This is a genomic window from Acinetobacter junii, assembly GCF_018336855.1.
Taxonomy (GTDB): domain Bacteria; phylum Pseudomonadota; class Gammaproteobacteria; order Pseudomonadales; family Moraxellaceae; genus Acinetobacter; species Acinetobacter junii.
Map to the genome: position 1 here is coordinate 1,681,867 of NZ_CP059558.1, position 12,964 is coordinate 1,694,830.

Consider the following 12,964-nt stretch of genomic DNA (forward strand, 5'->3'; position numbering starts at 1 on the left):
AGTGATTAAAACAAAAAACATGAATGCTCCTTAAAATTTATTTTTAGTGGAGCATTTATCAATTATCTCTGAGATTTATTTATGCGCATGACTGCTGAAGATAAGTATTTGCATAATTTGATAAGTTTTTTCGGTTCAACGTTTGATTGATATTTTGACTAGCCAACATCAGTTTTTCTAGATGAATGCCTGTTTCATATCCAATATGAGACAGTAAATAATACAAGTCCTCTGTTGCAACATTCCCTGATGAACCTTTGGCATAAGGACAACCACCCAGTCCAGCAAGTGAGGAATCAAAAACTCGAATACCTTGCTGTAAGGATTGATAGATATTGGCGATTGCCATACCATAGGTATTATGAAAGTGTCCTGCCAAAATCTTGCTATCCAGTTCCGCTAAGCATGCTTGCCAAACTTTCTGCACTCGATCTGGTGTTGCTGTCCCAATGGTTTCACCCAATGAAATCTCATAACATCCCATGTCATGTAGCCGTTTGACGACATTCACGACTTGTTTGGGATCAATTGCACCTTCGTAAGGACAGTCCACCATACAAGAGACATAACCACGTACGCGAACATTATTTGCTTGCGCGGCTTGGAAAATTTCAGAGAATCGTTCTAAGCTTTCATCGATCGAGCAGTTGATATTCTTTCGGGTAAAACTCTCAGAAGCTGCGGTAAAGACCGCAACCTCTTTACATCCAACTGCTAAGGCAGCTTCAAAGCCTTTAAGATTTGGCGTGAGCAAGCTCAAATTTAAATCATCACATTGTGGCAACAATTTAAATAACTCATCGCTCTGTGCCATTTGTGGTACCCATTTGGCTGATACACATGAACCCACTTCAATTGACTTTAAACCTGCATCAATTAAATCATTGATAAAACTCAATCGCTGCTCAATGCTTAAAGCTTGTTTCTCGTTTTGCAAACCATCACGAGGCCCAACTTCTACAATCTTTACATAGTCACTCATGCAACTTCCTCCTCAGCAGCTTGGAAGTCCACAAGCTCATCACCAGCTTTGACTTGATCACCCACTTGGAAATAGGCATCTAAAATCACACCATCTTTTGGAGCGCGAATGGTATATTCCATTTTCATCGCTTCAAGCGTCAAAAGCACATCATCTTTCTTCACAGTGTGATTTGCACCAACAAGTAATTGTGTCACCACGCCTGGCATTGGGGCTTTGAGATGTCCTTGCTCAGATTGACCATCAGTTTGATTATAATCCTGACGTAAGTAGCTAAACTTATAACTTTGTCCAGCGTTGAACAGGGTAATACCTTGCACACCTCGATTAAAGGCAAGTTTTTGCTGAATTCCACCAATTTGAATATTTGCACTGTGCTGATCAGTCAATTGACCTGTAATGTGATACTGCTGACCATTAAATTCTGCGTTAAAGCCTTGTTCAGCAGCAGAAAACTTAATTTGAATATTTTGATTTAAATAATTCAATTTAATGCTGTGCTGATAAGACACATTACTACGCCATAAGGGTTGTGCTAGCCACAGTTGTTTTTGAGTTGATTGATTGCTTTGCATTTGGCTTAGAAATTCAATAAATGCAGTCGCAACAACAAACTCAGGTTTTGTATTCGCTGGGCTAAACAAGAACTGCTCTTCACGTTGGATTAGATTCGTATCCAACTTTGCTTGTTTGAATGAATCACAACGTACAATCTTTTCCAAAAAAGCAATGTTATTGCCTAAACCATCGACATGGAATTGACTCAGCGCGTGTTGCATTTGAATCAAAGCAGCTTCACGGTTTTTACCCCATACGATCAATTTGGCAATCATTGGGTCATAGAAAGTGGTAATTTCATCACCTTCAACAATGCCACTATCTACACGAACATATTGGTTTTGCGCTGGGTAGCGTAGATAATCAATTTTACCGATTGCAGGTAAAAAGCCTTTTTCTGGTTCTTCTGCATAAATACGTGCTTCGAGCGCATGCCCATGAATTTGTAATTCATGTTGGAGTTTTGGTAATGGCTCACCATACGCAACTCGTAATTGCCATTCTACTAAGTCCTCTCCAGTAATCATTTCAGTCACAGGATGTTCGACTTGTAAGCGTGTGTTCATTTCCATGAAATACGCCGTACCATCTTGTTCAACAATAAACTCAACCGTACCTGCACCGACATAATTTACCGCACGCGCAGCATCGATTGCAGCTTGACGCATCGCATCGAGCTTTTCGCTTGGCATTTGCGGAGCAGGGGCTTCCTCTAGTACTTTTTGATGACGACGTTGAACAGAACAATCCCGTTCAAATAAATGTACATAGTTGCCATGCGTGTCGCCAAATACCTGTACTTCGATATGACGTGGTTGAATCACATAACGTTCAATCAGTACATCATCATTACCAAAACTCGATTTGGCTTCGCGTTTACACGACGCAAGAGAATGTAGGAAATCTTCGCTACGTTCTACCAGACTCATGCCTTTACCGCCACCTCCAGCACTGGCTTTGATCAATACAGGATAGCCAATACGATCTGCTTGTTGTTTTAAAAATTCAGCATCTTGATTTGTTCCGTGATAGCCCGGTGTTAGAGGTACACCTGCTTTTTCCATCAAAGCTTTAGAGGTTGCTTTCAAGCCCATCGCTAAAATGGCATCGACTGGAGGACCAATGAAGCAAATATTATGCTGCTGGCAAGCTAAGGCAAATTGATCATTTTCCGAAAGAAAACCATAACCAGGATGAATCGCTTGGCTTCCTGTATCAATCGCCGCTTGAATAATACGATCAGCCTGTAAATAACTTTGTGTTGCAGCAGATTGACCAATATAAATCGCTTCATCAGCAAGTTTAACGTGTTGTGCATCTGCATCTGCATCTGAATAAACTGCAACCGTTGCAATACCTAATTTTTTGGCTGTACGAATCACACGGCAAGCAATCTCACCACGGTTCGCAATTAAAATCTTTTCAAACATCTTGATCATCCTTAATTGTTGTTATTAGAATTTGAAGTCCACGCAGGGGCTTTCTTATTTAAGAAAGCAGTTAAACCTTCTTTTGCCTCACTGCCTTGACGAACTTGTGCTATGTGTTGAGCAGTTTGTCGAAGTAATTCATCATTCATACTTTGATTGCTGACCATTTGAATCAGTTGCTTAGATGTTGATTGGGCATGTGGTCCACCCAGCAGTAAAGCATCAATAATCTCTTGAACTTTTTTATCTAAATCTTCTGCATCCGCAATTTCATGTGCCAAACCGATTTGTTTTGCTTCGTGCGCTGAGATACGTTCAGCAGTTAAAAAATAGCGTGAAGCTTGTCTAGCGCCAATCGCACGAATCACATATGGACTAATCGTAGAAGGGGCAAGACCTAGTCGAACTTCAGAGGTTGCAAACTTTGCATCGGTACTGGCAATGCAAATATCACATGCAGATGCCAAACCCATACCACCACCAAAAGCAATACCATGAACACGTGCAATCGTTGGCTGTTTTAAGGTTGCAAGTGCTTCAAGCATCTGTGCGAGTTTTAAAGCATCGGCTTCATTTTCTTCTGTAGAAGCTTGACCCGCTTGTTTCATCCAATTCAGATCTGCACCTGCTGAAAAGCTTTTACCACGACCTGCTAAAACTACAACTCGAATATCGTCACGGGTAGCAATTTGCTTAAAGCAAGTATGCAATTCTTCAATCACCGTTGTATTGAAAGCATTGTGTAACTCAGGGCGATTCAGCCACACATATGCCACCTGATCATGCTGTTCCAGTTGTAAAAATTGATAGATCATAAACACCTCTTACATGCGGAACACGCCAAATTTAGTCGGTTGAATCGGTGCATTTAAAGCTGCAGCAAGACTTAATCCTAGTACTTGACGCGTTTGCGCTGGATCAATCACACCGTCATCCCACAAACGAGCAGAAGCATAGTAAGGATGACCTTGAAGTTCGTACTGATCACGAATTGGTTGCTTAAATTCATCTTCTTCTTGTGCTGACCATTCTGCGCCTTTTTGCTCAATCTGATCACGCTTCAAAGTCGAAAGTACGCTGGCTGCTTGCTCACCACCCATGACTGAAATACGTGAGTTTGGCCAAGTCCATAAGAAACGTGGAGAATAAGCACGTCCACACATACCGTAGTTACCTGCACCAAAAGAACCACCAATGATGAGTGTAAGTTTTGGTACATTAGCTGTTGCCACCGCCATCACTAGTTTTGCACCGTGCTTGGCAATACCTTCATTTTCGTATTGGCGACCCACCATAAAGCCTGTGATATTTTGAATAAATAACAACGGAATATTGCGTTGGGTACATAACTCAATAAAGTGTGCGCCTTTTTGAGCTGACTCAGAAAATAGAATGCCATTATTGGCAATAATTCCGACGGGCATCCCATAAAGTGATGCAAACCCTGTGATCAAGGTTGAACCAAAACGAGCTTTAAACTCATCAAAACGAGAACCATCGACGATACGTGCAATCACTTCTCGTACATCAAATGGCTTGCGCGCATCGGTTGGGACTACACCATACAACTCTTTCGCATCAAACAATGGTTCATCAATCTGCTTATTGAGTTCGTTTGGTTTTTTATTCAAATTGGCAACGATATTACGTGCAATCGCAATCGCGTGTTCATCATTTTCAGCGAGGTGATCAGCAACACCTGAAAGACGCGTATGTACATCGCCACCACCCAAATCTTCGCTACTTACGACTTCACCAGTAGCAGCTTTAACCAGAGGAGGACCACCCAAGAAAATCGTGCCTTGATTACGCACGATGATGGTTTCATCTGACATTGCAGGAACATAAGCACCACCAGCGGTACAGCTACCCATGACGACCGCAATTTGGGCAATACCTTGGCTCGACATACGTGCTTGATTGTAGAAGATACGTCCGAAGTGATCACGATCAGGGAATACCTGATCCTGCATAGGTAAATACGCACCACCTGAATCTACAAGATAAATACAAGGTAAGTGATTTTGTTCAGCAATTTCTTGAGCACGTAAATGCTTTTTAACCGTAAGTGGGTAATAAGTGCCACCTTTAACCGTTGCATCATTGGCAACGATCATGCATGTCACACCATTAACCTGTCCAATACCCGCAATCACACCAGCAGCAGGAATATCATCTTCATAAACTTTATACGCAGCAAGTTGTCCGATTTCTAAAAAAGCTGTGCCAACGTCAATTAGTTGATCTATACGTTCACGTGGAAGCAATTTTCCACGCGCTAAATGCTTTTGACGTGCGTTTTCTCCGCCACCTAATGCAATATTTTGGGCAACTTGTGTTAAATCATTGACCAAAGTCTGCATAGCTTGTTGGTTTGTTTTGAAGTCTTCACTTCGCACATTAATTTTGCTTTGTAATTGATTCATATAATGCATCCTGATTTATCGTTATTATTTGGTTTCATTAAACAATTCACGTCCGATCAACATACGACGAATTTCAGATGTGCCTGCACCAATTTCATAAAGTTTTGCATCACGCCATAAACGCCCCGTAGGGAATTCATTGATATAGCCATTGCCACCTAAAGTTTGAATCGCTTCACCCGCCATCCATGTCGCTTTTTCTGCTGCATATAAAATGGCACTGGCTGCATCTTTACGTAAGCTACGGTCATGATCTGCTTTATCACACGCTGTACCAACGGCATATACAAGCGCTTTACAAGCCAGCCAAGTTGAATACATATCAGCAAGTTTGCCTTGCATTAATTGGAATTCACCTAAAGCTTGTCCAAATTGTTCACGTTGATGTAAATACGGAATCACGACATCCATGCAGGCATCCATAATGCCAAGTGGACCTGCGCTAAGGACTGCACGCTCATAGTCCAAGCCACTCATCAGGACTTTAGCGCCGTTACCGACACCTCCCAACACGTTTTCAACAGGTACTTCTACATTGTCAAAAAACAATGGATAGGTATTTGAGCCGCGCATACCAAGTTTGTCTAAGTGATGACCATGACTAAAACCTTTCATGTCCTTTTCAATTAAAAAAGCGGTCATGCCTTTTGCGCCTGCATGTGGATCAGTTTTTGCGTATACCACTAAGACATTCGCATCACCGCCATTGGTAATCCACATCTTGGAACCATTTAAAACGAAATGATCACCTTTTTGTTCAGCACGTAATTTCATACTGACCACATCAGAACCCGCATTCGGTTCAGACATCGCTAGGGCACCGACATATTCTCCAGAAATTAATTTAGGCAGATATTTCTGCTTTTGTTGCTCATTACCGTTGCGATTAATTTGGTTAATACATAGGTTTGAGTGTGCGCCGTATGAAAGTGCAATTGCTGCAGAAGCACGCGAAATTTCTTGCATAACAATAATATGAGCAAGATAACCAAGGTTGGTGCCGCCGTATTCTTCAGAAACCGTTAGGCCTAATAAGCCCATATCACCGAACTTTTTCCATAGATGGCTCGGGAATTTATTGTCTTGATCTACTTGCTGAGCAATTGGTGCAATTTCTTTTGCACAAAATGCGGCAACTGAATCTTGAAGGGCAATCAATGTTTCATCCAGACCAAAATTCAAGCTACGTAGGTTCATTGTGTTCATCCTATTGGTTATATTTGTTGTTCCATAAGCATTCTTGTTTGTGCTTAAGAAGTACCATACAATGAATTTTTAAAAAAGTGAATAGAGATTCATAAAATGATTTACAATTCACTTTATTTGTTAGAGAATAAATTTCATGAGTTATAAACGATCATCTTTAATGCAAGAACGGATGGAACAAAATCGTAAGTCGATTTTGAGTTCAGCCAGAAAATTGATTTCAGAAGGAGGGTTTAAAGACGCACAGATACAAACAATTGCTGAGCAAGCAGGTGTTTCAAGTGGGTTGGTTTATCGCTACTTTGACAATAAAAGTCAGGTACTTATTGAAGTTCTGTCAGAAGCGATCAATACCGAACTTTTGGTGATTGATGCGATTACGGAAAGTGATCTAACGGCGGAACAGAAGTTACATAAAGCGGTAACAACCTTTGTAAAAAGGGCACTAAACAGCCCTCAGCTTGCATATTCACTCATGTTTGAACCTGTTGATTCATTGGTAGAGCATGAGCGTTTTCGTGTTAAGCAGTTGATTAAACAAAGTATTATAAAAATACTCGCAGATGGAAATGCAAGTGGCGAGTTTGTGTTAGAGGATTTAAATACCACCGCACTTTGTGTGGTTGGCGCGATGACTTTTGTAGTCGTAGAACCTCTAGACCCAGCTCAAAATACAAAGTTTGATCAGCAACACAAAGACTATTTTTCAAAGCAAATTGCTGATTTTTGTGTGGATGCCGTGAGGAAAAAATAGGCATAAACAACAATAAAAAATCAAAACAAGGCAGTTTGAAGAATAGTTGCAGTAATAACAATGAGATGAAATCAGAACAGAATTAGAAAGAATCAAGGAGAATGATTCAATGCAACAACAACGGTTAAGCTATGCCTCTGGACCAAGTGCACAACCCTTATTGGGGATGACGATTGGAGAAAAATTTGATCAAGCTTGTCAGCAATATGCTGATCAAGAAGCGATTGTAAGTTCACATCAGAACAGACGGTTGACCTATAAACAACTACAAGATGAAGTGAATGCTTTTGCCTGTAGTTTGCTCAAACTCGGTTTAAAGAAAGGCGATCGACTCGGCATCTGGTCACCAAACTGCGTGGAATGGACGATCACTCAATTTGCTGCTTTTAAAGCAGGGATTATCCTAGTGAACTTAAATCCTGCCTACAAAAGCCATGAGTTAGAGTATGTATTGAATAAAGTTTCCTGCAAAGGATTGATCATCGCCTCACAATTCAAAACGACTGATTATCAAGAACTTTTGACGCGAATTGCACCAGAAATTGTTTTCTGTACAGACAAAATTATTCATTCAGAACGTCTGCCTTTCTTAAAGTTTGTGATCAAAATTGATGAAAAACAGCATACAGGGATTCATCGTTTCAGTGATCTAGTCATTCCTCCAACTCAAGAACAACTCGATCAATTACAATTGGCTACGCAGCAATTGCAATTTGATGAAACCATTAATATTCAATTTACGTCAGGAACGACTGGTAACCCTAAAGGCACAATGCTCACCCATCATAACATTCTGAATAATGGTTATTTTGTAGGAGAGGGTATTCGTTTAACGCCACAAGATAAAGTATGCATCTCTGTGCCTTTATTCCACTGTTTCGGTATGGTCATGGGAAATCTAGCTTGTATCACACATGGTTCTACTATGGTGTATCCATCAGCTGTATTTAATCCATTAGAAACACTAAAGACAATTCACAACGAACGTTGTACGGCAGCATACGGCGTACCAACCATGTTCATCGCCACTTTAGAGCATGAACAATTTAATGAATTTGACTTATCTAGTTTACGTACAGGGATCATGGCGGGAAGCCCATGCCCACGTGAAATTATGCAGCGTGTGATTGATCGTATGCATATGTCAGAAATCACGATTTGTTATGGCATGACTGAGACTTCACCTGTCAGCGTACAAAGCTCCGTGAGTGACACCATTGATAAACGCGTCAGTACGGTTGGACATGTTCATCCACATGTCGAAATCAAAATCGTCGATCCTGAAGGGCAACTCGTACCACAAGGAACCTTAGGCGAGCTATGCGTTAGAGGTTATTCAGTAATGGCTGGCTATTGGGGGGAAGAGGAAAAAACCCGTGAAGTAATTGATGCCGCAGGTTGGATGCATACAGGTGACATTGCGGAGATGGATGCTGAAGGCTTTGTCAAAATCAAAGGTCGCATCAAAGATGTCGTCATTCGTGGTGGAGAAAATCTCTTTCCTAAAGAAATCGAAGACTTCTTATATACCCATCCTGCGATCTGTGATGTGCAAGTGATTGGTCTACCTGATACGCGTTACGGTGAAGAACTATGTGCTTGTATTATTTTGCATGAACATCATCAGACCGATGAAGACAACATCCGTAGTTTCTGTAAGGAACACATTTCACATAATAAAGTGCCACGTTACGTAAAATTCTTTAATGAATTTCCTATGACCGCATCAGGCAAAGCGCAGAAGTTTAAGTTACAGGAAATTATGCGTGCTGAACTGAATTTAACTGGAAACGTATTCGACTAAATGATGTTTTACATCGCATAGAAAAAACAGCATTTTAAAGTCATAAGGAAAAGGATCACAGTGAATGGCAAAAGATTTTAATAGTCCAAAGATCGTTGAAGAATATGATCAGCATATCCGTAAGTTAATTCCTGGATATGAAATCATTCATCAACAAGTGGATGCCATTTTACAGTCTGTACTTCAACCAATTGCACACATACTTATTGTTGGATGTGGAACAGGTTATGAGTTGGAATATCTGCTAAATAGACATCCTAATTGGAAATTTACTGCGCTTGATCCTTCCTTAGCTATGCTTGAAAAAGCAGAAACACGTGTCAAACAAATGGGGAAATCTGCACAGGTACAATTTGTACATGGTGATCACTTTGCTTTAACTGAAGGTGCTGCTTTTGATGCTGCACTTTCTATTTTAGTCGCGCACTTTATAGCAGATGAACAAAAAACTGACTTCTACAGCAGTATTCATCGTTGTTTGAAAAATAGTGGACTGCTATTGACCTATGATTTGATGCCTTGCAGCAATCCTCAGCATCTACAAGCTTTACGTTATTTATGCATGGCTCAAGGTTTAACTGAACAGCAATGCCAAAAAATGTTAGATCGCATGGAAAATGACTTTTTCACTATTTCATTCAGTGAATATCAACAACAACTTCAAGGCATTGGTTTTGAAGACGTGCACTCATATAGTCAAATCTTAATGTATCAGGGTTTGATTGCGAAAAAGGCAGAAATTGCCGAGTTTGCTCAAGCCTCATAACCCAAGGGACTCATTCATAATGGAATAAATGATTAGAAGAATAATTTAGCTCTTATTTTTACCAAATGTTCAATTAACAGTGACTTTTATAGTTATTGTGAGGTTCTTTTTGTCTAAATAAAGCGTTAAACAAAACAATGAGAGGAGGTAAAACCAAATAAAATCATATCATTAGGTTTTAAAACAAGAAATGCGATGCAGTCATCAAGTACTGCAAAGGATACAACGCAAACAAAAAATGAACTTGAAAAGTAAAGTTCATGAAACAAGGAAATTGATTTTAATGAAAAGATTCATCTTAACGGTTCAACAAAGTGTTTTAGCGCTATCTGTACTCACTGCCATGTCTGGAAGTTATGCAGGCTCAGAAAATGCAGAAATAGAACAACTTCGTCAAGAAGTAAAAGAGTTGCGTGCAATGCTGCAAAATTATGTACAGCAAACTCCGCCTGCTCAGCCCACTACTCAGGTCATGGTTGCACAGACATCTGAACCTGTTCAAACAACAACGCCGAAATTATCACTCACCAAATCTGGTGCAGAGGTTAATTTATATGGTTATTTGCGTGCGGATGCATCTTATCAAGCCAAAGGCGCATCAACGATGTACAACAATATCAGCGGCGTACCATTAGAAGGAACTGCTGAAGAAGCGCAACAAAAAGATCGTTTGCATAGCACTGCAAGTGTTTCTCGGATCGGTCTTAATTTTAAAACACCGACTGCTATGGGTGATGTCGGTGGAAAATTAGAAATGGACTTCTTTGGTAGTGCATCACGTGATCAATTCCGTATCCGTCATGCCTATTTAACCTTTGATAAATGGTTATTAGGTCAGACATGGTCCACATTTATCGCACCTGAATATTATCCAGAAACAATTGATGCTGCGACCTATGTAGGCGGAGCATTACAACGCTCACCATTGGTTCGTTATAGTGACAATATTACGGCAAATACCAGCTTTGCTTTAGCAGTAGAAGATCCTAAATATACAGCAAGCTCTGATCCTGATAATGAAATGCGTTTACCTGCCTTTGTTGGACGTGTAAATCATAAGTTTGCCAATGGCTCTATGCTTTCAGGACGTAGTTTTGTCGCTGAAAAGAAAACTAGCCAAGATGAAGAATGGGCTTGGGGTGTCGGTATCGGTGGAAAATATCAATTAACACCAAAAACTTTTCTCAAAGCAGACTATAACCATATCAAAGGCGACGGACGCTTCCTGATGTGGACCAATAGCAGTTATGCAATTGATGATCAAAAGCATATTCAAAGCAATGAGTTTGATTCAATTTCAACAGGGATTACCCATCAATTTAACACTCAATTTCGTTCAACATTGGGTTATGGCTATATGAAAGCCAAAGGCAACAATGCATTTGCACGAATCAATAAAGACAACACAGCTCAAAATAAAGAACTATGGCAAGGCTGGATCAATGGCATGTACAACCCTTACAAGCCAATTACCTTAGGGATGGAATATGTCTACGGTGAACGTGAAACCTTTGATGGTCGCACAGGGACTGATAACCGCATCAACATGATGGCGAGTTATGATTTTTAATACAAATAAGACCTTGAATAATAATATTTTTCTTTAAGGTGCATTATGTCGTTTTAAATAATGATTAGGAATTTATCTCATTGAGGAGATGCAGAATGACAACATCTACGGTTAATGTAAATGCAGTAATTGATCAAGCAAAATTTACACCTTTTCACTGGAGTATTTTACTTTGGTGCTTATTGATTATTATTTTTGATGGTTACGATCTCGTCATTTATGGCGTTGTTCTACCTTTACTTATGCAAGAGTGGTCTCTCACTTCTGTACAAGCAGGCATGCTCGCCAGTACTGCTTTGTGCGGGATGATGTTTGGAGCCATGTTATTCGGTGCTTTGGCAGATAAAATCGGACGAAAAAATGTAATTTTAATCTGTGTGACCTTCTTTAGTGGTTTTACTTTTTTAGGTGCATTTGCATCTAATCCTTTTGAATTTGGTATTTTACGGTTTTTAGCAGGTTTAGGGATAGGCGGGGTTATGCCAAATCTCGTCGCACTCACATCAGAGTACGCACCTAAACGTATTCGCAGTACCTTAGTTGGCACGATGTTTAGTGGTTATGCGATCGGTGGAATTCTATCTGCGCTTATCGGAAGTTATTTAGTTGAGAGTCAAGGTTGGCAAATCATGTTCTTGATTGCTGGTATTCCTTTAATTTTATTACCTGTTATCTGGAAATTCCTACCTGAATCTTTAACCTTTTTGGTTAAAACTGGCAAAACTGATCAAGCACATAGCATCATTCAAAAAATTTCACCTGAACAAAGCATCAGTATTAATACGCGTTTAGTGTTAAATGAAGATAATGTTCCAACAGGTAGTTCTGTAAAAGGCTTATTTCAACAAGGACGTGCATTCAATACGCTTATGTTTTGGGTATTGTTCTTTATGTGCTTATTAATGGTTTACGCACTAAGTAGTTGGTTACCTAAACTAATGCTTGCAGCAGGTTATTCACTCGGCAAGAGTATCTTATTCTTGTTTGCTTTGAATGTTGGTGCAATGATTGGTTCAATTGGTGGTGGCATTCTCTCAGACAAATTCCATTTGAAACCTGTGATCATGGGAATGCTGATGGCAGGTGTAGTGGCACTGATCGGCTTAGGATTTAACTCTCCAGCTTATGTTTTATATGGTTTAGTAACTGTTGCTGGCGCAGCGACGATTGGTACTTCAATCCTTCTTTATAGCTATGTTGCGCAATACTATCCATTAAGTGTTCGCTCGACTGGAATTGGTTGTGCTTCTGGTGTAGGTCGAATTGGTGCGATTGTCGGTCCGATTTTAACAGGCTTGTTATTAACCTTGAACTTACCGCATACCATGAATTTTGTGATGATTTCTATCCCTGCAATGTTAGCAATTTGCGCGATATTGAGTTTGAAACGTCATAAATTTGATGATGAGCAACAACAAGTAGAAGAAGTAAAAACTAGCTTGACCGAATCAAGTAATGCTTAACTTAA

10 protein-coding genes are annotated in these 12,964 nt (G+C 40.0%); 5 read left to right on the plus strand and 5 right to left on the minus strand.

Going from position 1 to position 12,964, the window contains the following annotated elements; all coding sequences use genetic code 11:
• Window positions 1–79: 79 nt before the first annotated feature.
• From H2677_RS07975 to H2677_RS07995, 5 genes are read right to left on the minus strand one after another with little or no spacing between them, the layout of a single operon-like run.
• Entirely contained in the window at window positions 80–982 is a 903-nt protein-coding gene (locus H2677_RS07975; protein WP_212639553.1) for a hydroxymethylglutaryl-CoA lyase, read from the minus strand.
• Window positions 979–2,970: an acetyl/propionyl/methylcrotonyl-CoA carboxylase subunit alpha gene (locus H2677_RS07980; RefSeq protein ID WP_212639554.1), complete on the minus strand. Its 1,992-nt coding sequence runs from the start codon at window positions 2,968–2,970 to the stop codon at window positions 979–981. Before H2677_RS07980 ends, H2677_RS07975 begins: the two co-directional genes overlap by 4 nt.
• A gap of 11 nt (window positions 2,971–2,981) precedes the next feature.
• Entirely contained in the window at window positions 2,982–3,785 is an 804-nt protein-coding gene (locus H2677_RS07985; RefSeq protein ID WP_212639555.1) for an enoyl-CoA hydratase/isomerase family protein, read from the minus strand.
• 9 nt (window positions 3,786–3,794) lie between these two features.
• Window positions 3,795–5,396: a carboxyl transferase domain-containing protein gene (locus H2677_RS07990; RefSeq protein ID WP_004954375.1), complete on the minus strand. Its 1,602-nt coding sequence runs from the start codon at window positions 5,394–5,396 to the stop codon at window positions 3,795–3,797.
• A gap of 24 nt (window positions 5,397–5,420) precedes the next feature.
• A complete protein-coding gene (locus H2677_RS07995; RefSeq protein ID WP_125298728.1) occupies window positions 5,421–6,593 on the minus strand; it encodes an isovaleryl-CoA dehydrogenase in 1,173 nt (390 codons plus the stop codon).
• Window positions 6,594–6,738: 145 nt separating this feature from the next.
• Between H2677_RS07995 and H2677_RS08000 the strand changes: the two genes are divergently transcribed.
• From H2677_RS08000 to H2677_RS08020, 5 genes are all read left to right on the plus strand, one after another.
• Window positions 6,739–7,356 (plus strand): TetR/AcrR family transcriptional regulator, encoded by a 618-nt coding sequence (locus H2677_RS08000; protein WP_004911136.1) that lies wholly within the window; start codon window positions 6,739–6,741, stop codon window positions 7,354–7,356.
• A gap of 109 nt (window positions 7,357–7,465) precedes the next feature.
• Window positions 7,466–9,160, plus strand: coding sequence for an AMP-binding protein (locus tag H2677_RS08005; protein ID WP_125298727.1), 1,695 nt, complete (start codon window positions 7,466–7,468; stop codon window positions 9,158–9,160).
• A gap of 64 nt (window positions 9,161–9,224) precedes the next feature.
• Complete coding sequence (locus H2677_RS08010; protein ID WP_212639556.1) at window positions 9,225–9,926, plus strand: class I SAM-dependent methyltransferase; 702 nt, start codon at window positions 9,225–9,227, stop codon at window positions 9,924–9,926.
• A gap of 283 nt (window positions 9,927–10,209) precedes the next feature.
• Window positions 10,210–11,496, plus strand: a complete 1,287-nt coding sequence (locus H2677_RS08015; protein ID WP_212639557.1) for a DcaP family trimeric outer membrane transporter — start codon at window positions 10,210–10,212, stop codon at window positions 11,494–11,496.
• Between the two features lie 95 nt (window positions 11,497–11,591).
• Complete coding sequence (locus H2677_RS08020; RefSeq protein ID WP_168153819.1) at window positions 11,592–12,959, plus strand: MFS transporter; 1,368 nt, start codon at window positions 11,592–11,594, stop codon at window positions 12,957–12,959.
• Window positions 12,960–12,964 lie beyond the last annotated feature (5 nt).

Excerpts from the sequence above, each read along its gene's own strand:
- H2677_RS08020 (WP_168153819.1), top strand. The coding sequence starts at position 11,592 with ATGACAACATCTACGGTTAATGTAAATGCAGTAATTGATCAAGCAAAA.
- H2677_RS07980 (WP_212639554.1), bottom strand. The coding sequence starts at position 2,970 with ATGTTTGAAAAGATTTTAATTGCGAACCGTGGTGAGATTGCTTGCCGT.
- H2677_RS08000 (WP_004911136.1), top strand. The coding sequence starts at position 6,739 with ATGAGTTATAAACGATCATCTTTAATGCAAGAACGGATGGAACAAAAT.
- H2677_RS07995 (WP_125298728.1), bottom strand. The coding sequence starts at position 6,593 with ATGAACCTACGTAGCTTGAATTTTGGTCTGGATGAAACATTGATTGCC.
- H2677_RS07985 (WP_212639555.1), bottom strand. The coding sequence starts at position 3,785 with ATGATCTATCAATTTTTACAACTGGAACAGCATGATCAGGTGGCATAT.
- H2677_RS08005 (WP_125298727.1), top strand. The coding sequence starts at position 7,466 with ATGCAACAACAACGGTTAAGCTATGCCTCTGGACCAAGTGCACAACCC.
- H2677_RS07975 (WP_212639553.1), bottom strand. The coding sequence starts at position 982 with ATGAGTGACTATGTAAAGATTGTAGAAGTTGGGCCTCGTGATGGTTTG.
- H2677_RS07990 (WP_004954375.1), bottom strand. The coding sequence starts at position 5,396 with ATGAATCAATTACAAAGCAAAATTAATGTGCGAAGTGAAGACTTCAAA.
- H2677_RS08010 (WP_212639556.1), top strand. The coding sequence starts at position 9,225 with ATGGCAAAAGATTTTAATAGTCCAAAGATCGTTGAAGAATATGATCAG.
- H2677_RS08015 (WP_212639557.1), top strand. The coding sequence starts at position 10,210 with ATGAAAAGATTCATCTTAACGGTTCAACAAAGTGTTTTAGCGCTATCT.